We start from the raw sequence: 23,776 nt of genomic DNA, 5'->3' as shown, positions 1-23,776 counted from the left end.
GGAAACGACGGGCCGGAGACGGTCATCCGGAGAACGGCGCCACCGTCGCACGGACGAGCTTCTCGAACCTCAAAGCCTGGTCACGGTCGACGGCGAACGCGATGGGCCTGCCCCTCCGGCAGGCGGTGAGCGGTCCGGCCGGAGGGCTGTCAATGAGCGCGGCGATCGGCGGCACGGCCCTGGCCACCGGCTGGGCGAACAGCGCCGACGTCACCCGCACGAGACCGCGTACCGGCTGCCGGAAGGGTTCGAACAGTCCGGTCGCCACGAACATCGGGTTGTAGAGAACGTAGCTCGTCCGTTCGGCGGCGTAGGTCGAGGCCAGCAGTTCCCTGCCCCTGGCGCCCTGCATCGTCGCCCTGAAGGGCCGATAGCCCCTGGTCAGTTGCGGGTCGTCCCAGCGGATCCGTCCCGCGCGGATGCCCCCGACGCCGCACAGGTCGACGATCACGGGCGCCGGCGCCCGCTCCAGCGGCTCGCGCAGCCCCTCGGCCATCAGCCAGCGGTTGATCACGTACAGGGCGAAGGTGTGCTCGAACCCCTCCTCGGTCTCGACCCTTTCCCGGTTGTACCTGAAGGCGCCGAGCACCAGAGCGTCGATCACCGGGTGGTCGTCGCGGAGCCGCTCGATCAGGTCGCGGGTCTGCCGGACGGAGCTGAGGTCGGCCCGGACGAAGCGCGCCGAGGGCACGTCCCGGCGCAGGCGCTCGCCGCCCGCCTCACCGCTGCCCACGGCGATCACCAGGTCGCCCCGCTCGGCGTGGTGCCGGGCGAGGGCCTTGCCGATGCCGTTCGTGCCGCCGGTGATCACGATGGTCCGTGACATAAGTTGAGACCTCCCTCAAGTTGAGATGCGCCTCAACTTAAGCGAGGATTCCCGTATGCGCAAGGACGCCCTCCACAACCGCGAGCGTCTCCTCCTGGCGGCCAGGCGGCTCTTCGCCGACCGGGGGCTCGACGTGCCGCTGGAAGAGATCGCCCGCACGGCGGGGGTGAGCATCGGGACGCTGTACAACCGCTTCCCGACCCGCGCCGAGCTGGTGGCGGCGGTGTTCGAGGACCGGGTGGCGACGGTCGCCGACCTGGCCACGAGCTCGCTCGCGGCGGACGACGCCTGGGAGGGGTTCGTCGCGTTCATCACCGGCGTGTGCGGGCTGCAGGCCGCCGACCTCGGCTACAACGACCTCGCCGTACGCGGCGCCACGTCCGACACCGGCACGGGGTACGCGCTGATGCGCCGGATCATCGAACGCGCCCAGGAGGCGGGCGACCTGCGAGACGACGTCGCGCTCGACGACATGGCGTTCGTCATCTGGGGGGTCGCGGCGACCGTACGCGCGACGTTCCGCGTCGCTCCCGGCGTCTGGCGACGGCACCTCGCCCTCACCCTCGACGGCCTGCGCGCCGAAGCGGCCCACCCCCTGCCCGTCCCGCCCATGTCACCGTCCCAGACGCGTGCCGCGATGGGCGAGTGCTAGGTCCCGGGGGCGTCACTCCTGATGCCGGGAGAGCGGATCGTCCGCACGCTCTCCCCCGGTTGACGCGGTACAGGGGCCCAAAGGTCCGGCCGTCCACGGGGTGTGCCGATGACCGGCGCCTTTGGCGGTCATCGGCGGGCGTTCCAGATCAGACCGACCTCGGATCAAACCGACCTCAGATCAGACCGGCCTCGGATCAAACCGACCTCAGATCAGACCGGCCTCGGATCAAACCGACCTCAGATCAGACCGGCCTCAGATCAGGCCGAGGGAGAGCATCGCGTCGGCGACGCGCTTGAAGCCGTCGATGTTGGCACCGGCCACGTAGTTGCCCGGCATGCCGTACTCGGCGGCGCTCTGCAGGCAGCGGCCGTGGATGTCCTTCATGATCTCCTGGAGGCGGTGCTCGGAGAACTCGAAGGTCCACGAGTCGCGGCTGGCGTTCTGCTGCATCTCCAGCGCGCTGGTGGCCACGCCGCCCGCGTTGGCGGCCTTGCCGGGGCCGAAGGCGACACCCGCCTCCTGGAAGATCCGGATGCCCTCGGGCGTGGTCGGCATGTTGGCGCCCTCGCCGACCGCGACGCATCCGCCGCGCACCAGGGCCTCGGCGTCCTTGCCGGTGATCTCGTTCTGGGTGGCCGACGGCATCGCCACCTCACACGGCACCTCCCAGATGCTCCGCCCCGGTACGAAGGACACCTCGCCGCCGCGGCGCTTGGCGTAGACGTCCATCCGGAGGCGCTCGACCTGCTTGATCTGCTTGAGCAGGTCGAGGTCGATGCCCTTCTCGTCGACGACGTACCCCGAGGAGTCGGAGCAGGCGACCACGACGCCGCCGAGCTGCTGCATCTTCTCGATCGCGTAGACGGCGACGTTTCCCGAGCCGGAGACGACGACGCGCTTGCCCTCGAAGGAGGTGCCGCGTGCCTTCAGCATCTCGTCGACGAAGAACGCGCAGCCGTAGCCGGTCGCCTCGGTGCGGACCTGGGCGCCGCCGTAGCTGAGCCCCTTGCCGGTGATCACCCCGGATTCGTACCGGTTGGTGATGCGCTTGTACTGGCCGAACAGGTAGCCGACCTCGCGCTGGCCGACGCCGGTGTCCCCGGCGGGGACGTCGGTGTACTCGCCGATGTGCCGGTAGAGCTCGGTCATGAAGCTCTGGCAGAAGCGCATGACCTCGCGCTGGGAGCGGCCCTTGGGGTCGAAGTCCGAGCCTCCCTTGCCGCCGCCGATCGGCAGGCCGGTCAGGCTGTTCTTGAAGATCTGCTCGAAGCCGAGGAACTTGACGATGCCCAGGTAGACCGAGGGGTGGAAGCGCAGCCCGCCCTTGTAGGGGCCGAGGGCGCTGTTGAACTCGACCCGGAAGCCACGGTTGATGTGCACCTCCCCCTGGTCGTCCTCCCACGGCACCCGGAAGATGATCTGCCGCTCCGGCTCGCAGATCCGCTCGATGATTTTGGACTCGGCGTACTCGGGGTGCTTGCCGAGGACCGGCCCGATGCTCTCCAGCACCTCGCGTACGGCCTGGTGGAACTCGACCTCCCCCGGGTTGCGGCGCAGAACGCTGTCGTAGATCGAATTCAGCTTTTCGTGCAACATCACGCGTCTTTCCGGTCGTTTGTTCACGCAGGGCGGTCGGACCATCACGAGGCGCGCATCCCACATCCCTGATCGCCCGTGGTGAGAACTTCTTACCCCAGTAGGGGGATCCCAGATCAACCCGGCGGCGGACGACCCGACCGGGGTCCTACCCCTAACTTCCTGGCTGACGGACCTGGCCGACAGACCGCCACGCCCCCCCACAGGCAGGGAGAACCATGTTCAAGGACTCCGCCGACTTCCGGCGCATCGCCTCCGGCACGCTACTGATCGTCGCCCCGCTGCTCCAGCTCGTCGCCGTCCTCGTCGACCCCGGCACCTGGGGCGACGATCGCGAGGCGGTCAGTTTCGGGGACAACCCCGCCCTCGCCCAGGTCCAGTCGGTGCTGTATCACTGGGCCTACCTGCTGATGGCCCTGGTGGCCCTCAGCCTGCTGCACGTGATGCGCCGCCGCGCGGTGGTCTTCGGCCACATCGTCGGCCCGCTCACCGTCCTCGGCTACATCAACCTGTCGGGCCTGCTCATCTCCGACCCGGTGGAGTGGTGGCTCGGGCAGCGGAACACCCCCGAGCAGACGCAGCGGATCCTCGACGAGATGCTGAACCTGCCCGGCATCGTCTTCGGATTCCAGATGCCCTGGCTGTTCTTCGCCCTCTTCGGCCTGCCCATCCTGCTGGTCGGCGTCTGGCGGGCGGGATTCACGCACTGGTGGGTGCCACTCGTCGTCCTCATCGGGTACGGCGCCTCGCTGGTGGTCCCGTACGGCCCGGCGACCATCCCGCTGTGGGTCGCCCCCGCGGTCGCGCTGGGCCGGCTTGGGGTGAGGATGCTCCGGATGAGCCGCGAGGAGTGGATCTCCTACTATCCGACGGTCGCTCCCGGCCGGACCACGCCCGACTCGTACGCGAACACCACCGCCTGAGCCCGGTCGCGCAGGTGGAGCTTCATCAGCACCCGCGCCACGTGGGTCTTGACCGTGGCCTCGCCGACGAAGAGCTTGCCCGCGATCTCGGCGTTGGTCAGGCCGCGCGCCAGGGAGCGCAGCACCTCCAGCTCGCGCGGGGTGAGCTCGGCCAGCTGCGGCGGGGGCGCGGGGTCGTGGCGCCCGGCGAAGGAGGCGATGACGCGGGTGGTGACGGCCGGGTCGAGCAGGGCGTCCCCGGCGACGACGACCCGGATCGCCTCCACGAGCTGCTCGGGCGGCGAGACCTTGAGCAGGAACCCGCTGGTCCCGGCGCGGAGCGCGGCGTAGAGGTTCTCGTCGGTGTCGAAGGTCGTGAGCATCACGACCTTCGGCGGGTCGGGCTGAGCCAGCAGCTGCCTGGCGGCGGTGAGACCGTCCAGGCGCGGCATCGAGATGTCCATCAGCACGATGTCGGGCTTGGTGCGGCGGGTCACGGCGAGGGCCTCGATCCCGTCGGGGGCCTCACCGACCACCTCCAGGCCGGGCTCGCTCTCCACCACGAGCTTCAGCCCGGCACGGACCATCGCCTGGTCGTCGGCGATCACGACGCGGATGCTCACTTCTTCTCCTCCTTGTCAGGCGGCTGGACACCTCGTTCCGGGGGCGAGCGCTCGACGGCCCGCACGCGCGGGTGCCGAAGAAGGGGAAGGAGAACCGCCATTCGGGGAGACTAAAGCCTGCCGACCGTCTTGCCCATAGGACAAAACGCCCGGACAAGCCGCTCACAAGTGGGGCACAAGTCAACGCGTCAGGAAGCCGGGAACGAGACGCTCCTCACGAACCGGTTGGCGACCGTGTCGTCACACTTGCCGGAGGCGCAGAAGTAGATCAGGAGGGCGGGCTCGTCCGGCCGTTCGACGACCCAGCCGGTGAACTCCAGCTGGCCGCCGCGCTGCGGGTCGGCGATCGTCCCCTGCAGGCGCGAGGCGTTCCGTCCGCCCACGCTCACCTGGACGACCTGGGAGAAGACGCTCACCGTCCCGGGAAGGGAGGACTGCAGGGTCTCCTGCAGCTGCTTGGCGCCGCTGAGCGGGTCGAGGGTGTCGAGCGTCTGCGCGTAGAAGCCGGTGGCGTCCTGCGGGGCGTCCTTGATGATCTCGTTCGCCGCGGCCCAGTCGGCGGTGACGGGGGTGGCGAACAGCGTGCGGAACTGCTCCACCTTCGGCGAGGCCGCCACGAACACGTCGGCGTGCGGCTGGAGGGTCCAGGCCCCGGGGTACTGGAAGGCGACCGGCACCGCGGGCGAGCCGCCGTACGCCGCCCAGGTGTCGTCGCCGCGCAGGAACGTCGCGAGCACCGCCACCAGCGCGACGATCGCCGTGATCGCCACGGCCGCGCCGATGAGGATGCCCTTCCCGGACGCGGGCTTCCGCTTCGGCGCCTTCCGTGTGCCGGACGCCTCGGTCGTCTCGGCCGCCCTGGACGCCGTCTGCGCCGTCGGGGTGTAGGGAGCCTGTTGCACGAGCTGGTACGGCTGGCCGGCGCCGCTGATCGCGTCGCGCAGCTCGGCGATGAACTGGCCGCAGGTGTCGTAGCGCTGCTCGGGCGACTTGGCCAGCGCCCGCATCATCACGCCGTCGACCTCCAGCGGCAGCTCGGGACGGAGCGTGGTGAGCGGCGTGGGGGTCTCGGCGAGGTGCGCCCAGAGCAGGGCGATCTCGTTGTCGCGCTGGAAGGGCAGCCGCCCGGACAGCGCCTCGTAGACCACGCAGGCCAGGCCGTACTGGTCACAGCGGCCGTCGATGTGCTCCTTGTTGATCTGCTCGGGCGACATGTATCGGGGGGTGCCGATGAACTGGTTGGTCTGGGTCAGCCCGGAGATCGAGGTGCGATGCTTGGTGATGCCGAAGTCGGTGAGATAGGCGTGGTCGCCCTCGGTGTGGGCGGCGATCAGGATGTTGGCGGGCTTGACGTCACGGTGGACCAGGTCGTGGGCGTGCGCGGTGTCGAGCGCGGCGGCCACCTGGGCGAAGATCCGGCTGACCTGGCTGACCGGCATCGGCCCCCGGTCGTAGAAGAGCTTGCGCAGGTCGGGGCCCGCGACGTAACGCATCGCGATGTAGAGGGTGCCGTCGTCGGCGCTGTCGGCCTCGTAGATCGGGATGATGTTGGGGTGGTCGATGCTCGCGACCGTGCGCGACTCCAGCACGAAGCGCTGGCGGAACCGGTCGTCCTCGCCGAGGAGCGGGTTGAGGATCTTCAGCGCCACCCGGCGGTTGAGCCTGGAGTCGACCGCGAGGTAGACGACGGCCATGCCGCCCTTGCCGATGATGTCCTCGACCTGGTAGCCGGCCACTTCCCGGCCGATCAGCGCCCTGTCGTTCACGGACATCACGTCTTGGCCGGCTGGCCGCAGTAGCCGCAGAAGCTGTGGGCGGGTCCCAGCCGCATCCCGCAACCCGTGCAGTACTTCTGCGACAGCGTGTCACCGGGCTTCGTCCCCGATCCCGTGACGGAACCCGGACCGGTGTTGTGGCCGGGGCCCGCGCCCGGACCCGTGTTGTGGCCGGGGCCCGTGTTGTGACCGGGGTCGCGTGCCACGAGCACCGGCTGGCCGGGCGTGGTGGAGATCTTGGGCAGCGCCGGGAAGGAGCGGCCGACCACGACCGTGGAGTCGGCCTGCTCGTCGAAGGCCGGTCGCGGTGGAATCGGTATCGGTATCGGCGGCGAGGTCGGGACCGGGGGCCTGGTGTCCGCGCCCGGACCCGGCCCCTGACCCGGCTCCGGGTCGGGCTCGGGGTCGAGCTCCTGCGACCTGCGGCGCCAGAGCAGGATCGCGACGGTCAGCACGGCCAGCACCAGCAGGCCGCCGCCGGCGAGGAACGGCCACAGGGGCGTGCCCCCGGGCAGGTCGGTGGAGGCGGCCGCCCTCTTGGTGGCCTCGTCCTCGGCGGTGCCGCGCTTGGCCTGCGACGTCTTCAGGTGCGCGGCCGCCACGGTGTGGCCCGGGTAGAGCTCCAGCACGCGCTGGAAGGCGGGGACGGCGTCGCCGTAGTAGTGGGTGTGGAAGCGGGTCAGCGCCTGCTCGAAGGCGGCGTCGATCGGGCCTCTGGCGGGCGCGACGTCCGCCTCGGCCAGGGCCTTGGTGACCTCGCGGACGCCGATCATCCGGGCGTCCTTGCCGCCGCCGATCAGCAGGCCGACGACCTCGCCCTTCTTGTCCTCGATCACCGGGCCGCCGAGCAGGCCCCTGTCGATCAGGGCGCCCAGCTTCTCCGGCTCGTTGACCTTGCCCTCCGGGTCCTTGAACTGCCGGCCGCCCTCTCCGGCGCCGCCCGCCCGCAGGTGGGCGATGTCAACGGTCTCCGGCAGGTTCGCGGCGGGCCGCCCGGTGAACCCCGCGACCGCCACCGGCGAGCCCTCCTTGGCGGGGACCGTGGTGGCGAGCGGGGCGGTGGGCAGGCCCGCGCTCCCGTCGGCTCGGCCGACGGGCCTCAGCACCGCGGGGCTGTCGGGCCTGTCACCGGTGCGGACGATCTCGGCCTTGAACCCCTCCTTGTCGGCCGGGGAGATGTTGGGGAAGACCGTGATCTCGGTGGTGACGTCGATGATGCAGGTGGCGGTGGGCTGCTTGGGCGGGTAGCACTCCTGCAGGTGGTGGTCGAGCCGGTCGTCCTTGAGCTTGTGCCGCTCGAAGTCGTCTGGGATCTTGACCTTGTGGTGCGCGGCGAAGATCTTGTTGGCGGCGTGGATCCGGACGTCGCGGTCGGTCTTGACCACCCGGGTGAGGGTGACCATGCCGCCGTCGGGGTTGATCACGGTGCCGGTGCCGCTGCCGATCGGCACCTCGTAGGAACGCTCCACGTGCACCAGCTCGCCGATGTGGTCGAGCAGCGTGATGTCGACCTTCGCCGTCGCCTCGATCCTGACCACCGCGGGGGTCACCAGGTCGGTGATCCCGCTGGGGTGCTCGTGCGCCAGGGCGGGGGCCACCCCGGCGATCGCCAAAGAGAGCCCTCCGAACGCCACCAGCGCAGAACCGAACCGCCGCATCGCCACTCCCTACAGGGGATAGGACCAGGGTCGCAAACAGGGGTGAATAAGTGAACCGTCCAGGCCCGAGGGCTTGACTTTCTTTCCCGCCATCACCCGCGAAAGGTCATGAGCAGGGCATCGCCACCCCGTCCTGACCATCCCGTTTCACGGCCCATCGTCACGCCCACGCCCCGTCGCGGACAGTTACGCAAAGTCTAATCCTGACCGGCTCCCGGCGCGACAAGGTATACCGTACGAAGATCCGTCCGCGATCGGCCCGCGATCGGCCCGCGAGAGAGGCCCGCCCTCAGCTGAGAGGTCAGGTGGTCGTCCCGTCACGGTTCGCCCACAGGTGGGCGCCCTGGTGGACGGCGGTGTGGACGGCGCGGGCGATGCGGGCGCCCCAGGTGGAGCGGGGGCCGCCGAAGAGTTCCTCGGGACCGCCGGGGACACGCTCGGGGGCGGCCACGCAGACGGCGTCGGAGGCGGTGCCGGTGCAGGGGAAACCGGCCTCCAGCAGCGCCTGGGTCTTGGCCTCGGTCACCGTCATGACCGCGTTGACGAGGGCGGCGTCGCTCATGGCGACCGGTACGGCGACCGCGATGTTGATCGTTCCCGGCAGGTACACGGGGGCCAGCTCGGGGTCGGCGGCGCCCTCCGGGGCGGCGGCCCAGGTGGGGACGCGCAGGCCGACGGTCGCCACGACCTCCGCTCCCCCGTCGCGGGCCCGGGTGAAGCGGTCGACCGACGCCGCGGTGAGCATGCCGACCCCGGGGCCGGCCGGGGCCAGCTCCAGGAGGTGGTCCACCGGGTCCATCCGCGAGTATCCGGCGACCACCTGCGCGTTGAGCATCCAGGCGGCCGGGCCGATGCCGCCGCCGAGCATGGCCGAGGAGATCGCCCGCCAGCCGGGCCCGAACTCCCACAGCAGCGCGGCCAGCCGGGCGCCGTCCTCGACGCGGTGGCTCAGCCTCAGGGACGCCCCGTGCGAACCCCGGGCCCGCTGGGCGACGACGTCCGGACGGACCTCGTCAGGCCCGTTCACGAACACCTCCGGCCGGTCTCGATTCCGGTTCCGATCCCGGTCCCGTTCAAGGACGTTCCAGATGGACCTCGGGCCTGCCGCCGGGACCGGCCGCGACGCGGACGCGGGCGTCGAAGTGCTCACCGATCAGCTCCCCGGTCAGCACCTCGGCCGGGGAGCCCGAGGCGGCGACCCGGCCGCCCGAGAGCAGCATCATCGAGTCGGCGTACTGGCCCGCGAGGCTCAGGTCGTGGAGGGTCGTGACGACGGTGAGCCCGTCGGCCAGCCGCAGCCGGTCCACGAGTTCCAGGACCTGCTGCTGGTGTCCCAGGTCGAGGGCCGTGGTGGGCTCGTCGAGCAGGAGCACCGGCGCCTGCTGGGCCAGTGCCCTGGCGAGCACGACGCGCTGGCGCTCGCCGCCGGACAGGTGGGCGAGCGGGCGGGCGGCGAGGGAGGAGAGGTCCAGCCGTTCCAGCACCGAGGCGGTCACCTCCCGGTCGTGGCGGCTCTCCCTGCCCAGGTAGGGGATGTACGGGGTACGGCCGAGCAGGGCGTAGTCGAACACGGTCATGTCGACCGGCAGCGCCGGGGACTGCGGGGCGCAGGCCAGCAGCCGGGCCCGCTCCCTCGGCTTGAGCCGCCCGAGCGGCACGTCGTCGACGAGCACCTCGCCCCCGAAGGGCAGCACTCCCGCCAGGGCGCGCAGCAGCGTGGACTTGCCCGCGCCGTTGGCGCCGATGACGGCCAGCCAGTCGCCGTCCCGTACGTCCAGGCCGACGCCGGACAGCACCGCGCGCCGGTCCAGCACGACCGACAGGTCTCTCACCACGAGATGGCTCACCGGCCTCCCCTCCGCCTCTCCCTTTCACGCGGCACGCGGGTGGCGGCCGCGCGCTCACCGTACGGCGTCATGTCTCCACCCGGCGGGTCACGCGCAGCACGGCCACGAAGAACGGCGCGCCGACGAAGGCGGTCACCACTCCGATGGGCAGTTCGGCGGGGGCGAGCACGGTCCTGGCGATCAGGTCGGCGAGGACCAGGAAGGCGGCCCCGCCGATCAGCGAGATCGGCAGCACGATCCGGTACGACGCCCCGGCCAGGCGGCGGACCACGTGCGGCACGACGATGCCGACGAAGCCGATCAGCCCGCTGACCGCGACGGCCGCCGCGGTGGCCAGGGAGGCCGCGAGCAGCACGACGAGGCGGACGCGGGCGGCGTTCAGGCCGAGGGTGACCGCCTCGTCGTCGCCGACCGAGAGTACGTCGAGGAGCCTGCCGTGCAGCAGCATGACCACCACCGAGACGGCGGCGTACGGGGCGACGAGCGTGACCTGGCCCCAGCCGCCGCCGACGTCGCCGAGGATCCACGCGTAGATGCGCTGGAGCTCCTCCACCCTGAGCTGCTGCAGGAACGTCTGGATCGCGGTGAGGAAGGACGTGACCGCGACGCCCGCGAGGACCAGCGTCGCGGTGCCGCCGCCCCGGCCCGCCACGCTGCCCAGCGCGTAGGCGAGCAGCACGCCGCCGACGGCCCCGGCGAAGGCCGCGGCGGGAATGCCGATCGCCTCGACGTCGCCGCCGGTGAAGACGATCGCCGCCGTGGTCGTCAGACCGGCGCCCGCGGCGGCTCCCAGCAGGTAGGGGTCCGCGAGCGGGTTGCGGAAGACCCCCTGGTACCCGGCTCCGGCGATGGCCAGCAGGCCGCCGACGATCGCGGCGAGCAGCACCCGGGGCAGCCGCAGCTCGGTCAGCAGGCCCAGCTCGACCGGGGCCAGCCCCGAGTCGGCCGAGACGAACGGCAGCCAGTCGAGCAGCTGGAGCAGCACGCCGCGCGGCGCGATGCCCGCGGCGCCGACCAGCAGCCCGGCCAGCATGCTCGCCAGGAGCAGGCCCACGGCCGAGACCGTCACCAGCGGGTTCAGCCGTGCCGCCTGCCTATCCTGAGCCCCGTCCTTCCGGTCCACACCGGCGCCCGCGCTGATACCGGTGTCGGTGCCCGTGCTTGTGCCTGTGTTCGTGCCGGTACCGGTGCTCGCGTCTGTGTCGGTTTCGGCGTTCGTGCCGGTGCCGGTGCCTGTACCGACGCTGATGTCCGTACCGGTACCCGGGGACGGCGGCCCCGAGGCCGCGTCACCCGGGATCCCCGGATGTCCGGGGCGGATGCCTCGTCCTTCGGGGCGGGGCGGGAACATTTCCCGGTTCTTCTTCTTGACGCCGGTCAGCCTGCCGCCACCTTCTGGACTGCGTCGCCGACCTGCTTGGCGAGGTCGGCGACACGCGGCCCCCAGCGGGAGGCGACGTCGTCGTCGAGCAGGATGACCTGGTCGTTCTTGATGGCGGAGAGCTTGGACCAGCCGGGACGCTTGGCGAGGGTGTCCTTGGACTGGCCGCAGCACTTGGTGTCGGCCAGGAAGACGAGGTCGGGGTCGGCCTTGGCGACGAACTCGGCGGAGAGCTTGGGATAGCCCCCGGCCGCGTCGGGGGCCTCGTCGGCGATGTTCGTCAGGCCGAACAGCCCGTAGATCTGCCCGATGAAGGTGGTGGAGGTGGCCGCGTAGGGAGTGGTGTCCAGCTCGTGGTAGTAGGTGAGCTTCGCGTCCTTCGGCGCGGCGGCGGCGATCTCGTCGAGCTGCTTCTTCATCCCGGCGACGAGCTCGGCGGCCTTGTCGCCGTTGCCGGTGGCGGCGCCGAGATCGGTGATCTGGTCGTACGCCTCGTCGAGCTTGGTGGCGGTGGGCTCCAGCAGCACGGGAACGCCGACCTTGCCCAGCGCGGCCACGACGCCGTCGGCGTCGTTGGCGACCACGACCAGATCGGGCTTCCTCGCGATGATCGCCTCCACGTTCGGCTTGAAGCCGGACAGGTCGCTCTTCGGCGCGTCGGCGGGATGGTTGGACTGGTCGTCCACCGCCACGACCTGCGGCCCGGCGCCGACCGCGAACAGGCTCTCGGTGGCGGTGGGCGACAGCGAGACGATCCGCTCCGGCCGCTTGGCGATGGCGACGGGGCCGTTGCCCGCCTCGACGGTGACGGGGAATCCCGCCGCCGAGGGGGTGGCTTCCGCGCTCGCGGAGGTGGTGGGGGACGAGGCGGTGGTGCTCTGGCCGCATCCGGCGAGGGTGAGCGCGGCGAGCAGGGCACCGGCGAGGGCGGCGGGGACGCTGCGTACGGGCCTCACACGAGGTCCTTTCAGTTGCCGGAACCGAGAGACCCAGGAGAGACGGGTCACCCTTTTCCACGAGGGTCGTCGTCGACGCGGCGGAGGCGACCTGGCTCGACCCCTCGGGGGCCATGACAGTTGCGGGACAGCGCCGGGCTCACACCGGACTTCGCTCACGCTGCGCGTCAGACGAACGGTATCAATCCCCCCGGACGTCTCCCCAGGGTCCCCGGTGTACGGGGCCGCCGGACCGCTCCCGCCGGGCCCCTGTCGAGCCGCTCCTGCCTGGCCGTTCCTCCCGGACCGCTCCTGCCGGGCCACCCCTGCCAGGCCTCCCTCTGCCGGACCGCTTCTGCCTGGCCGCTCCTGCCGGACCGCTTCTGCCGGGTCCCCCTCAGCCGAGCTGCTTCTCGGCGGCGGCGATGATCTCCTGCAGGCGCAGGCCGTGCGCGGCGTCCAGCGGGTGGCCGCCACCGCGCCGTACGGTCGACGCGAACTCGGCGAGCATGAGGGAGAAGACGTCGGAGCCCAGCCGGGTGCCGTCCAGGGACTCCCGGCCGAGACGCCCGTAGATCTCGACGTCGGAGGGCGGGTTCTCACCCGGCACGCTCATGCACAGCGACGCCTCGCTGACCGCGCCGGTCTCGTGCTCCAGCAGCAGGCCGACCCAGCCCAGCGGGTTGCCGTGCGCCCGGACCCCGACGACCCTGCCGAGCGCCGCGTCCAACATGTCGATCATGTGCGGGCCGACGTCGAGGACCGCGCCGCGCTCCAGCCGCCAGGAGGTGGCGAAGGCCCCGCCGAGCATCGCCCCGGAGACGTTGGCCGCCCTCCCGCCGAACGGCTCGATGGCCGAGACCCTGGCCAGGAAAGCACGGGTGGCGGGTGAGTAACGCCAGGTGAGGACCATCTGCGAGGCCACGCCCGCCTCGGCCACCGCCTCGGCCAGCCGCCGGGCCCCGTCCAGGTCGGCGGCGAGCGGTTTCTCCAGCAGCAGCGCCTTGCCCGCCTTGGCGGCACGCACCCCCAGCTCCGCCTGGACGGCGGGCGGCACCGAGAACGCGACCGCCTCGCAGTTGTCGAAGAGCTCCTCGATCCGCTCGAAGACCGGGGCGCCGAACCTGGCCGCCGCCTCGGGACGACGAGCCCACACGCCCGCCAGACGCGTGTTCGGACCAGCCGCCAGCATCGGCGCGTGCACCATCTCGGCCCATGGTCCGGCGCCCACCAGACCCACAGATAACGTCACCGATCCAGTTTCGCACGCCCTCCCACCGTGATCGCGTGCCCCGGACGGTGTTCCGTGCCCCGCCTCCGGCGCGCCACCGACGGGCCACCCGCGGGCCACCGGTGAGCCATCGACGGGCCACCCGCGGGTCACCGGCGAACCGCTGACGAGCCCCGGCCCTCATAGGCGGGAGGGTGACGGACGGCGGCACCGTCCGTACCGGCATGATGGGGACCACCATGAACCAGATGACTCTGCTGCGGCACGGCGAGACCGAGTGGAGCCGGGACGGCCGGCACACCGGGCTCACCGACCTGCCGCTGACCGCCAAGGGCGAGGACCAGGCGCGGGCGCTGGCCCCGCTGATCGCGGGCCGGACGTTCGACCTGGCCCTGGTGAGCCCGGCCAGGCGCGCGAGGGACACCGCCGCGCTGGCCGGGATCGAGAACCCCGAGACCGAGCCCGACCTGTGGGAGTGGGACTACGGCGGCTACGAGGGCATCACCACCCCTGCGATCCGCGAGGGCCGCCCCGGCTGGTACCTGTGGCGCGACGGCGTCGTCCCCGGTGACGCCGGCCATCCCGGCGAGAACGCGGAGCAGGTCGGCGCGCGCGCCGACCGGGTGATCGCCCGTGCCAGGGAGGCGGAGGGCGACGTGGTCGTGGTCGCCCACGGGCACTACCTGCGGGTGCTGTGCGCCCGATGGCTCGGGCTGCCCCCGCAGGACGGGCGTCTCTTCCGTCTGGACACGGGGACCTACTCCCGGCTCGGCTTCGAGCACGGCGAGCCGGTGATCCTCACCTGGAACGCCCCCGTCTGACCCGGTACGCCCCTTGCCCGGGACGCGCCCGGCCGACCTCGCACGATCACGCCGTACGGCCTCGCACGATCACGCCGTACGGCGTGGTGGGCCCGTTCAGGCGGCGGCCGCGGCGGGCTGGGGGCCCCGGCCGGTCAGCCATTCGAGGACCTTGCGATGGCCGTGGCAGGCGTCCTCGAAGTGACCCCAACGCCAGTAGCGCGGCTGGTCGCGCACTCCGGTGACCCATGTGCGGTAGGACACCGGAGTGGGCGTACCCTCTCCGGTCGCCGAGGCGACGCCGTAAGTGCGGATCACGACGCGTCCGCCTGGTGCGAACAACACGTCGTCGGCAACCGGATACAAGGTCATCTGGTCGAGCACGGTTTGAGCCCCCAATCACTGTGATCTCAAACTCTTCCGTGCCGATCCACTCCCCCGGTTACATCACAGGCGCGCCGTGGTTAACCCGGTGGCCCTGATGTAAAAACGGTGTTACACCGTTAAACCGTCGAACTCCCCATCCTTCACCCCGAGCACCAGGGCGCGGATCTCATCCCGCGTGTAGATCAGGGCGGGTCCCTCGGGGAAACGCGAGTTACGGACCGCGATGCTGCCGTCTGACAGTTCGGCCAGTTCGACGCAGTTACCCGTCGAGTTGCTGTAGCGGCTCTTGCGCCAGCTGGCCCCGGCAAGGTCAGTGGCGGGCATGCCGTTGTAGGTCTGCTTCATTTACGTCTCTCTGAGAAGATCGCCGAGGATCTCGGCGGTGCCCCCGGGCGTGGTGCTTTCCACGCACAACTGCTCCATGGCCGTGAGATATGGATCGATATCCTCACGTTTGTCCAGGTAGAGGGCACCCCAGAGCTGCTCGACATAGACGACGTCCGACAGGTCGGACTCGGGAAACCGCAAGATGCTGAACGCACCACCCTCGGCCGCGTGCATGCCGAATCGGAAGGGCATCACCTGAAGGGTGATGTTGGGAAGCGAGGACACCTCCAGCAGGTGCTGGAGCTGTTCACGCATGATCTCCTTGCCTCCGATGGGACGCCTCAGGGCCGCCTCGTCGATAACCGCCCACAACCGGGGGCCGTCCTTCTTCGTCAGGCGATCCTGCCGCTGCATGCGCATATGCACACGACGCTCGATCTCCGCCTCCGGCACGTCCGGGTAGCCCAGCCGGATCACGGTGTGCGCGTAGGCGGACGTCTGCAGCAGGCCGGGAATGAACTGCACCTCGTAGGTGCGGATCATGTTCGTCGCCTCCTCCAGCCCCACGTAGGTGGTGAACCAGTTCGGCAACAGGTCGCCGTACTTGTGCCACCAGCCAGGGGTGTTCGCCTCGCGGACCATCTCCAGCAGGCCGCGCCGTTCTGCGTCGTCGAGCACGCCGTACAGGGTGAGCAGGTCTTCCACGTCACGCGTCTTGAAACCGACGCGGCCGAGCTCCATGCGGCTGATCTTGGACTCCGAGGCGCGGATGTGAAATCCCGCGGCCTCTCGGGCGAGTCCCTTCTCCTCACGCAGCCGGCGCAGGCTCGCTCCGAGCATGATTCGCCGAACAGTGGAACCGGTACCGGGCGGATCCATGGACACGTGGTGCTCCTCGCTCGCTTTCCTGATCGACAGTCTGTCACTTCGTGACCTAAGAATCCTTGGCCACGACCAAGATCCCCTTTCGTCCGTAATCACCCAATCATGGGTAACGGTAGCGGTTGCACAGACCTAATGCACGTGCATTCGCTCTTGCACCTGCACGGGAGTTTGCACCATGATGACGGCTGTGCAGTCCGCCCAAACCGCGCCCCCCCGAGCGTCAACGTCATGGACGGCGCTCGACTGGTGGCCCCCCGCCGGCTGGTGGCCCGATTCCGCGCGCGATCTCCTTCCCGGATCCCCGGCAGCCATGGCCAGCGCCACCTTCGTGCTCCCGCCACACCCCGAGTCCGTCCACTCCGCCCGCAGCTTCGCGACGGGCACCCTCACCGGGTGGAGCCTCGGCGAGCTGAGCGAGAACATGGAGGTGGTGGTCTCGGAACTGGCCACCAACGCCTTCAGACACGGCCTGAGACTGGCCGAGTCGCGCGCCAGGGAGCCGATCCGGCTCTCCCTGCTACGGCGCGGAGAGCTGGTCGCCTGCACGCTCAACGACCCGGGAGCGGGCTTCCCCGCGCTCCGCGACCCCTCTCCCCTCGACATCGGCGGTCTCGGGCTGCACATCGTCGAGTCGCTGAGCCTCCGCTGGGGCTGGGCACCGCTCGCCCCGTACGGCAAGATCGTGTGGGCCGTCCTCAGGACGGGCTTCCCCGAGGAGCCGGATCCCCTCGGCCACCCGTAGTCCCTGCTCCCAAGTGACCCCGGAACGTCCCCGCTCCCGGGTGACCCCGGAACCCCCCGGTCGCCGCGCCCCTCGGGTCCGGGACCCTGAACGGCCCTCACAACCCCGACTCACGACTTCCACCTCACGGGCCCGGTTCACAGGTCCGGCTCACGGTCCCGACCGGCGGGCCCGGCTCACGGCCCGACGACCTTCTCCGCTCTCCCAGGACCTCTACCGAACCTCTTCCGGACGGCGCCGCCTCTTCCCCTATCAAGGCGCCGACCGGTCCCGGGGCCGCCATCCCTCCCGCCTCGCGGCCCCGGGGCCGGTCAGAACCGGACGGAGAGCTTTATAACGCATCGCATTCTGCGCGGTAGATGCCGTCAGAGATGCCCTCTGCATTACCGTGGATGTTTATGGCTCACGGAGAGTCCCCGCGCGAGATTCCTGAGAGAGCTGCGAGATGGACGATCACCTGCTCGGCTGGTTGAAAACCCTCGACGAAGAACGGCTCGCCCGAGTCCTGGCCAACCGGCTGGACGCCATCGCCCCACCGTGGCCGCGCCGCCTCGACACCCTGGCGCAGCGGCTGGGCAACGGGTTCGCGGTGATGGAGGTCATGCGCGGGCTGCCGCTGCCCTCGCTGGAGGTGGCGCAGGCGTCACTGGCGCTCGGCGAGCGGGCCGGACCGGAGACGGTCGCCCGCTTCATGGGCGTGTCCGAAGACGAGGTGTCGCCCTGGCTCGACCTGTTGTTCGACCACGCGCTGGCGTGGCCGGACGGCGAGGGCCGCATCCGGATGGCCGAGGGGCTCGCCCGGTGGTGGACGGCGCCCTGCGGGCTCGGCGAGCCGCTCCCCCACTACCTGAACTCCTGGACGCTCAGCGCCGACGCGTTGCGCGCGCTGGCCAGGACCCTCGGCCTGCCGCACGGCCCCAAGCGGCGTACGGTCACCAGGGTCACCGAGATCCTTGAGGACCCCGCGCGGGTGACCGCGCTGCTGGAGAGGGCCCCCGAGGGCGCGAGGCGGCTGCTGGAGGAGTTCGCCTGGGACGGCCCGGTCCGCGACGTCGACGGCGGCAGGTTCGTGGTGCCCGGCGCCCCCGAGAAGTGGGCGGCCGACCACGGACTGCTCTTCCGGCCCAGCTGGAACGTGGCCGAGATGCCCCGCGAGGTGGCGCTCGCGCTGCGCGGCCCCGACTACCACCCGCCCTTCACCCCCGTCCCGCCCGACCTCGCCACCGTCCCCGTAGACCCCGAGGCCGTCGACCACCTGATGACGCTGGCCGCCCCGCACGTGGTGGAGCGCTGCGCCGCCATGCTGGAGAACACCGCGAAGTTCCCGCTGCCGCTGCTCAAGGCGGGCGGGGTCGGGGTGCGCGAGGTCCGGCGGGTGGCCAAGGACACCGGCTGCGACGAGGACGAGACCAGGCTGCTGCTGGAGGTCTGCGCGGTGGCCCGGCTACTGGCCTGGGACGACTCGGCCGGCGGGCTGGTGCCCACCGAGAAGTTCGACCGCTGGCGGCTCGACGACGCCGCCGCCAGGCTCAGGGTGCTGCTGTCGGCGTGGTGGCGGATGGAGCGCTCGTCGCTGCGCAGGATCGACGGCAAGTACGGCACGGTGCTCGGCGACGACCCGGCCGGAGCCATGGTCGCCCGCGCCCGGCGGGCGCTGCTCGGCGTGCTGGCCCGGCTGCCCGCCAGCACGGCGTGCACCGACCGGGCGGGCCTGGTCAGGTCCGCGCACTGGCACGCCCCGCTGCTCGACCGGTCGCTGCTGGCCGAGTGCGCCCCCGCCGTGCTGGAGGAGGCCCGCATGCTCGGGCTGGTCGCCCTCGACACGATCACCGACCTCGGCCGGGCGATGGCCGGGCTGGACGCCTTCCCCGGCGACGAGATCGACGACTCGGCGCCCATCGTGGAGAACGACCCGGTGCTGGTCGAGTGCTCCACCAGGGCGCTGGCCAGCGTGCGGCGCAGCGCGCTCTTCGGTGCCGACCTCACCGCCGTGGTGACCGGCCCGCCCGCCGGCGAGCTCGCCGAACTGCTCGACCGGGCCGCCGAACGCGAGTCGCGGGGCGCGGCCTCGGTGTGGCGGTTCACCCCGGCCAGCGTGCGCCGGGCCATGGACTCCGGTTACACCGCCGAGGGCCTGCTGGCCGACCTCGCGGAGGTCGGCACGGTGCCGCAGCCGCTCGACTACCTGGTGCACGACGTGGCCAGGCGGCACGGCGAGGTCACGGTGACCACGGTCGCCTGCATCGTGCAGGCCTCCGACCCGGCGCTGCTGGCCGAGATCGCCGGGCACCGGCGGCTGGGCAGGCTGGGCCTGCGGCTGCTCGCCCCGACCGTGCTGGCCAGCTCGGTGCCCGCCGACAAGACCCTGGCGGCGCTGCGGGAGAACGGCTACGCGCCGGTGCCCATCGAGGACACCGGCGAGATCACCATCCGCAGGGCCCGGGTCGAGGAGCCGCAGAACGGGCGGCTGATCCTGCTTCCCGGGGGCCGGGTGGCCGAGTTCGAGCAGCCCGCGTACCCGCTGGTGGAGCCGCCTCCCGACCCGCGCGAGCACGCCCAGCGCCTGCTGGTCGCCGAGGGCGAGGCCTCCCGGTCCGCCGGCAGGACGTGGGCGGTCATCGGCCGGATGGCCTCCCGCCTGCCCACCGCCCAGCAGTCGCTGCTCGGCTTCGTCGTCGACCGCGGCGTACGGGCGGCGATCACGCTGGCCGACGGCCTGACCGCCACCATCAGCCACGGCGAGCTGCGCAGCGGCGTGCTCGACGCGTGGTGCGAGGAGGCGGGCGACTACCTGGAGTTCCCGCTGGCCGACATCGTCGAGGTCCGCGGCACCTACGCCTGACCCTGCCCTGACCCCGGACCCGGACCCGGACCCGGACCCGGACCCCGCGACCGTCCCGGTCCACGTACGTGCCTCATGTACGGTACGTGCCGGTATGTGCTGCTAGAGCTTCTTGGCCTTGGCGAGGTTGGTGGCGAGCTGCTCCAGCACGGCGGCGTAGCCCTGGTAGCTGTAGCGCTCCTCGGCGTGCCACTCGTAGACCTGTCCCCCCTTGACCGCGGGCAGCGCGGCGAAGGTCGGCTTCTTCATCATCTCCTCGGGCCGCAGCGACTGGGTCCGGGAGTCCGCCAGGATCACGTCCACGTCGTAGGTGTCGGCGTTCTCCCAGCTCAGGGACTGCCAGAAGCCGCCGTCGTCGACCTTCTCCGGTACCACGAGGTCCAGGCCGGCTTCCTTGAAGTAGCGCGTGTCCGGGAAGGCGTCGGGGTTGGCCACCCACATCGCGTCCGGCGCGCCCGCGATGACCAGAATCTTCAGGCCCTTGGCCTCGGGGGTGGGGAGCGCGGCGACGGCGGCGTCGAACCTGGCCTTGGCCGCGGTCACCTCCGGGGCTTTGAGGTCGGCGCCGAGGGCCTCGGCGACCTGCCCGTACCTCTCGACGAGCTTGGGCATCGTCACGTCGAGCAGGCTGACGCCGAGGGTGGGCGCGACCTCCTCGATGGTGGCGGCGGACTTCTCCGGCACGTACCAGAGGGCGTCCTTGTCGAACATGCTGCTGACCAGCAGGTCCGGCTGAAGCGAGATGTACTTCTCGACGTTGAACTCGTCCCACACGTTGCCGATGGACTCGACCTTGGTGATGTCGACGTCGCCGACCTGGGGGTCCTTCGCACCGTCCTTGAGCTTGTGCGGCCCGAAGACGGCGACGGGGCGGACCCCGAAGTCCCAGAGCGCCGCGGCGGCACCGACCTGGGCGACGACCCGGGCGGGGCGCTTGGGCAGCTCGATCTTCTTCCCACGGTCGTCGGTGAACGTCCACGGACCCGCCGCCGGGGAGGCGGCGGCGGCCGGGGAGCCGCCCGTCGCCGCGGGCGTCTCCGCTCCGCCGCCGCCACACGCGGCCAGGGCGAACACGAGGCCGAGGCCCGCGGCCATGAATCCCCGCCGGGGCAGGACAGGTAGGGACATTTCCGACTCCAATGGATAGGCTTACCTAAATGACTCATGCATTAGATTAGCCTTACCTAACCATTACCGACGAAGAGGGGTACCCGGTGAGCAGGGCCGGTACGGCCACGGCCGCGTCCGAGACGGCCGCGAGACCGGACGTGACACGTCCGGAACGAGCGGGAGGGCCCCGACGCCGCTCGGTGGTGCTGGTGGCCGGGCTGCTGGCCGGGCTGGCGGTGCTGGTGCTGCTGGCGATGGTCAGCGTCGCGGTGGGCTCGCGCTCGGTCCCGCTGTCCACGGTGCTGGACGCGCTGCTCGCGCCCGACGGGTCCACGGACCACACGGTCATCAGGGACCTGCGCGTACCGAGAACCCTGATCGGCATCGGCGTGGGCGCCGCACTCGGACTGGCCGGCGCGCTGATGCAGAGCCTCACCCGCAACCCGCTCGCCGACCCCGGGCTGCTCGGCGTCAACCAGGGCGCCGCGTTCGGGGTCACGGTCGCCATCGGGCTGCTCGGGGTGAGCGATCCCTCCCTCTACGTCTGGTTCGCGTTCGCCGGTGCGGCCGCCGCCGCCGCGCTGGCCTACGCGCTCGGTTCCGCCGGGCGGTCGGGCGGCGGGCCGGTACGGCTCACGCTCGCCGGTGTCGCGCTGGGCATGGTCTTCAACGCCGTGGCCTCGGCGATCCTGCGGACCGACACCGCGACCTTCGACCGGATGCGGTTCTGGCTCACCGGCTCGCTGGCCGGGATCAGCGGCGAGCTCGCGGTGCGGCTCGCCCCGTTCCTCGTGGCCGGGCTGCTGCTCGGGCTGCTGCTCGCCAAGCCGCTCAACGCCCTCGCGCTCGGCGACGAGGCGGGACGCGCGCTCGGCGTGAGCGTGGCCCGTACGCGCGGGCTGACCGCGATCGCCGTCACCCTGCTGTGCGGGGCCGCCACCGCCGCCGCCGGCCCCCTGTGGTTCGTGGGGCTGGCCGTGCCGCACGCGGTGCGCGCCTTCACGGGGCCCGACCAGCGCTGGGTGCTGCCCTACACCGTCGTGCTCGCCCCCGTGCTGCTGCTCGGCTCGGACATCCTCGGCCGGGTCGTCGCCGCCCCCTCCGAGGTACAGGTGGGCATCATGTGCGCCGTCGTCGGCGCCCCGGTGTTCATCCTGCTCGCCCGCCGCCGGAGGCTCGCCGCCCTATGAGAACCACCTCCTCCGCGGACGCCCACCGCTTCCCGGACACCCACCGCTTCCCGAACGCCCACCGCGCGGACCTCTCATGAAACTCACCTCACCACCGGCGACCGCCCCGAAGGCTCACGGCGCGGACCCCTCGCGACGGGTGCCCGCCTCGAAGGCCCTTACCTCCGCGCTGCGCCTGCGTTCCTGGTCGCTGCGGCTCTCGCCGCGCGGCCTCGCCGCCGGGACCGCCGTCACCGCCCTGGGAGTGGTCGTCAGCCTGGTGGCGCTCTCCGTCGGCGAGTTCACCGTCCCCATCCCCGACATCGTGGCCGCGCTGTTCGGCCAGGGGCCTCCGGCGGCCGAGCTCATCGTGGGCCGCCTGCGCGCGCCGCGTGTCGTGACCGGCCTGCTGGTCGGCGCCGCGTTCGGGCTGAGCGGGGCCATCTTCCAGAGCCTCACCCGCAACCCGCTCGGCAGCCCCGACTTCATCGGTTTCACCGCCGGGGCCTCCACCGGGGGCATCGCCGCCGTCGTGCTGGGCGGCACCGCCTGGCAGATCGCCGGGGCATCGCTCGCCGGGTGCGTCATCTCCGCGCTGCTGGTGTACGCCCTGGCCTTCCGGCGCGGGGTGCAGGGCTACCGGCTCATCCTGGTGGGCATCGGGATCAGCGCCCTGCTGGTCTCCGCCGACTGGTACATGCTGACCCGCGCCAACCTCAGCGACGCCGCCACCGCCGGAGCCTGGATCACCGGCAGCCTCAGCGGGCGCGGCTGGGAGCACGCGCTCCCGGTCGCGTACGCGCTGGTCGTGCTCCTGCCCGTCTGCGCCTGGCTGTCGCGCCCGCTGCGGATGATGGAGATGGGCGACGACGCGGCCAAGGCGGCGGGCATCCGCGTCGAGCCGGTGCGCGCGACGGCCATCGCCGTCGGCGTGCTGCTGTGCGGGGTCGCCACCGCCGCCGCCGGACCCGTGCTCTTCGTGGCGATGGCCGCGCCCCAGCTGGCCCGCCGGATCAGCCGCTCCCCCGGCGTCACCCTGGTCGTCTCGGCGCTGACGGGCGCCACACTGCTGGTGGGCGCCGACCTGGCCGCCCAGCGCGTCTTCGCACCGGTGCAGCTGCCGGTGGGAATCATGACCGCCGCGATCGGCGGTATATACCTGGTGTTTCTACTCCGGAGGGAACGACGTTGAGACTGCACGGCACCGGACTGACTCTCTCCTACGACAAGCGCGTGGTGGCCCGGGATCTGGACGTCACGATCCCCGACGGATCGTTCACCGTGATCATCGGCCCCAACGCGTGCGGCAAGTCCACCATGCTGCGCGCCCTGGCCCGCATGCTCAAGCCCCGCGCCGGGGCCGTCCACCTGGACGGGAACGTGATCACCTCGCTGCCGTCCAAGGAGGTGGCGCGCAGGCTGGGCCTGCTGCCGCAGAGCTCGATCGTGCCCGACGGCATCACGGTCGCCGACCTGGTGGGCCGGGGCCGCTACCCGCACCAGCGGCTGATGCGGCAGTGGTCCCGTGAGGACGAGGTGGCGGTGAGCGCGGCCATGGAGTCGACCGACGTGACCGACCTGGCGGACCGCTGCGTGGACGAGCTCTCCGGCGGCCAGCGCCAGCGTGTCTGGCTGGCCATGGCGCTGGCCCAGGAGACCCCGATCCTGCTGCTCGACGAGCCGACGACCTTCCTGGACATCGCCCACCAGATCGAGGTGCTCGACCTCTGCGCCGACCTGCACGAGCAGGGCAGGACCCTGGTGGCCGTGCTGCACGACCTGAACCAGGCCTGCCGCTACGCCACCCACCTGATCGTGATGCGCGACGGCCGGATCGTCGCCGAGGGCGACCCCTCCTCGATCATCACGGCCACGCTGGTGGAGGAGGTCTTCGAGCTGCGCTGCGAGATCATCGAGGACCCGCAGAGCGGCACCCCGCTGATCGTCCCCGAGACCCGCCGCCGCGCCCCCGCCCGCGCGTAGGCACCTGACAGGTGCAGGCGTCCGCACACAGGCGCCTGCACGTAGGCGCGACCGCGTTCCCGGCCGTGCGTGGGTTCCGCCCGCGCGTGGGTTCCGCCCGCG

The 23,776-nt window shown here is 71.5% G+C and carries 22 protein-coding genes; 8 read left to right on the top strand and 14 right to left on the bottom strand.

Annotated elements, in window-relative coordinates:
- Nucleotides 1-22 precede the first annotated feature (22 nt).
- On the bottom strand, nt 23-826 hold the full coding sequence (locus tag ACFYWM_RS14875; protein ID WP_389914152.1) for an SDR family NAD(P)-dependent oxidoreductase: 804 nt from the start codon (nt 824-826) through the stop codon (nt 23-25).
- 55 nt (nt 827-881) lie between these two features.
- Here ACFYWM_RS14875 and ACFYWM_RS14870 point away from each other — a divergent pair, with 55 nt between their 5' ends.
- Nucleotides 882-1,478, top strand: coding sequence for a TetR/AcrR family transcriptional regulator (locus ACFYWM_RS14870; RefSeq protein WP_389914149.1), 597 nt, complete (start codon nt 882-884; stop codon nt 1,476-1,478).
- Nucleotides 1,479-1,733: 255 nt separating this feature from the next.
- On the opposite strand, the gene gdhA is transcribed toward ACFYWM_RS14870, so the two are convergent.
- Nucleotides 1,734-3,077 (bottom strand): NADP-specific glutamate dehydrogenase, encoded by a 1,344-nt coding sequence (gene gdhA / locus ACFYWM_RS14865; RefSeq protein WP_389914146.1) that lies wholly within the window; start codon nt 3,075-3,077, stop codon nt 1,734-1,736.
- A gap of 218 nt (nt 3,078-3,295) precedes the next feature.
- Here gdhA and ACFYWM_RS14860 point away from each other — a divergent pair, with 218 nt between their 5' ends.
- Nucleotides 3,296-4,000, top strand: a complete 705-nt coding sequence (locus tag ACFYWM_RS14860; protein WP_389914143.1) for a hypothetical protein — start codon at nt 3,296-3,298, stop codon at nt 3,998-4,000.
- Here the strand turns inward: ACFYWM_RS14860 and ACFYWM_RS14855 are convergent.
- The 8 genes from ACFYWM_RS14855 to ACFYWM_RS14820 all read right to left on the bottom strand — a co-directional run bounded on the left by ACFYWM_RS14855 (nt 3,940) and on the right by ACFYWM_RS14820 (nt 13,450).
- Nucleotides 3,940-4,602: a response regulator gene (locus tag ACFYWM_RS14855; protein WP_389914140.1), complete on the bottom strand. Its 663-nt coding sequence runs from the start codon at nt 4,600-4,602 to the stop codon at nt 3,940-3,942. The two genes, ACFYWM_RS14860 and ACFYWM_RS14855, sit on opposite strands and share 61 nt — an antisense overlap.
- A 188-nt stretch (nt 4,603-4,790) precedes the next feature.
- A complete protein-coding gene (locus ACFYWM_RS14850) occupies nt 4,791-6,374 on the bottom strand; it encodes a serine/threonine-protein kinase (protein WP_389914138.1) in 1,584 nt (527 codons plus the stop codon).
- Nucleotides 6,374-8,035 (bottom strand): hypothetical protein, encoded by a 1,662-nt coding sequence (locus ACFYWM_RS14845; RefSeq protein ID WP_389914135.1) that lies wholly within the window; start codon nt 8,033-8,035, stop codon nt 6,374-6,376. The genes ACFYWM_RS14850 and ACFYWM_RS14845 overlap by 1 nt, the downstream gene beginning before the upstream one ends.
- Nucleotides 8,036-8,336: 301 nt before the next feature.
- Nucleotides 8,337-8,993 (bottom strand): adenosylcobinamide amidohydrolase, encoded by a 657-nt coding sequence (locus ACFYWM_RS14840; RefSeq protein WP_389914444.1) that lies wholly within the window; start codon nt 8,991-8,993, stop codon nt 8,337-8,339.
- Between the two features lie 115 nt (nt 8,994-9,108).
- Nucleotides 9,109-9,882 (bottom strand): ABC transporter ATP-binding protein, encoded by a 774-nt coding sequence (locus ACFYWM_RS14835; protein ID WP_389914133.1) that lies wholly within the window; start codon nt 9,880-9,882, stop codon nt 9,109-9,111.
- Between the two features lie 67 nt (nt 9,883-9,949).
- Complete coding sequence (locus tag ACFYWM_RS14830) at nt 9,950-10,936, bottom strand: FecCD family ABC transporter permease (protein WP_389914131.1); 987 nt, start codon at nt 10,934-10,936, stop codon at nt 9,950-9,952.
- A gap of 323 nt (nt 10,937-11,259) precedes the next feature.
- Complete coding sequence (locus tag ACFYWM_RS14825) at nt 11,260-12,219, bottom strand: ABC transporter substrate-binding protein (protein ID WP_389914128.1); 960 nt, start codon at nt 12,217-12,219, stop codon at nt 11,260-11,262.
- A 376-nt stretch (nt 12,220-12,595) separates the two neighbouring features.
- Nucleotides 12,596-13,450, bottom strand: a complete 855-nt coding sequence (locus ACFYWM_RS14820) for a Gfo/Idh/MocA family protein (protein ID WP_389914125.1) — start codon at nt 13,448-13,450, stop codon at nt 12,596-12,598.
- 218 nt (nt 13,451-13,668) lie between these two features.
- Between ACFYWM_RS14820 and ACFYWM_RS14815 the strand changes: the two genes are divergently transcribed.
- A complete protein-coding gene (locus ACFYWM_RS14815) occupies nt 13,669-14,250 on the top strand; it encodes a histidine phosphatase family protein (RefSeq protein WP_389914122.1) in 582 nt (193 codons plus the stop codon).
- Nucleotides 14,251-14,346: 96 nt separating this feature from the next.
- Here the strand turns inward: ACFYWM_RS14815 and ACFYWM_RS14810 are convergent, their stop codons facing one another.
- The 3 genes from ACFYWM_RS14810 to ACFYWM_RS14800 form a co-directional block, all read right to left on the bottom strand.
- Nucleotides 14,347-14,547, bottom strand: coding sequence for a hypothetical protein (locus ACFYWM_RS14810; protein ID WP_389914119.1), 201 nt, complete (start codon nt 14,545-14,547; stop codon nt 14,347-14,349).
- Nucleotides 14,548-14,724: 177 nt separating this feature from the next.
- Entirely contained in the window at nt 14,725-14,961 is a 237-nt protein-coding gene (locus tag ACFYWM_RS14805) for a DUF397 domain-containing protein (protein ID WP_344749145.1), read from the bottom strand.
- Nucleotides 14,962-15,828, bottom strand: a complete 867-nt coding sequence (locus ACFYWM_RS14800; protein WP_389914115.1) for a helix-turn-helix domain-containing protein — start codon at nt 15,826-15,828, stop codon at nt 14,962-14,964.
- 310 nt (nt 15,829-16,138) lie between these two features.
- Between ACFYWM_RS14800 and ACFYWM_RS14795 the strand changes: the two genes are divergently transcribed.
- Entirely contained in the window at nt 16,139-16,570 is a 432-nt protein-coding gene (locus tag ACFYWM_RS14795) for an ATP-binding protein (protein ID WP_389914112.1), read from the top strand.
- Nucleotides 16,571-17,015: 445 nt separating this feature from the next.
- Nucleotides 17,016-19,412: a helicase-associated domain-containing protein gene (locus ACFYWM_RS14790; protein ID WP_389914109.1), complete on the top strand. Its 2,397-nt coding sequence runs from the start codon at nt 17,016-17,018 to the stop codon at nt 19,410-19,412.
- Nucleotides 19,413-19,514: 102 nt separating this feature from the next.
- Here ACFYWM_RS14790 and ACFYWM_RS14785 read toward each other — a convergent pair whose 3' ends face one another.
- Complete coding sequence (locus ACFYWM_RS14785) at nt 19,515-20,540, bottom strand: ABC transporter substrate-binding protein (RefSeq protein WP_389914106.1); 1,026 nt, start codon at nt 20,538-20,540, stop codon at nt 19,515-19,517.
- Between the two features lie 86 nt (nt 20,541-20,626).
- On the opposite strand from ACFYWM_RS14785, the gene ACFYWM_RS14780 reads away from it, so the two are divergent.
- The 3 genes from ACFYWM_RS14780 (at nt 20,627) to ACFYWM_RS14770 (ending at nt 23,674) form a co-directional block, all read left to right on the top strand.
- The gene (locus tag ACFYWM_RS14780) at nt 20,627-21,712 is read left to right on the top strand and encodes a FecCD family ABC transporter permease (protein WP_389914103.1); all 1,086 of its coding nucleotides are present in this window, start codon (nt 20,627-20,629) and stop codon (nt 21,710-21,712) included.
- A 76-nt stretch (nt 21,713-21,788) separates the two neighbouring features.
- Nucleotides 21,789-22,883, top strand: a complete 1,095-nt coding sequence (locus tag ACFYWM_RS14775; protein WP_389914100.1) for a FecCD family ABC transporter permease — start codon at nt 21,789-21,791, stop codon at nt 22,881-22,883.
- Nucleotides 22,880-23,674 carry an ABC transporter ATP-binding protein gene (locus ACFYWM_RS14770; protein WP_389914097.1) on the top strand — a complete coding sequence of 265 codons (795 nt, stop codon included), beginning with the start codon at nt 22,880-22,882 and terminating at the stop codon, nt 23,672-23,674. Before ACFYWM_RS14775 ends, ACFYWM_RS14770 begins: the two co-directional genes overlap by 4 nt.
- The last annotated feature ends 102 nt before the right edge of the window (nt 23,675-23,776 follow it).

The sequence above is a fragment of the Streptosporangium sp. NPDC002721 genome (assembly GCF_042888905.1).
GTDB lineage: Bacteria > Actinomycetota > Actinomycetes > Streptosporangiales > Streptosporangiaceae > Streptosporangium.
This window is presented reverse-complemented; position numbering and strand designations above follow the sequence as displayed.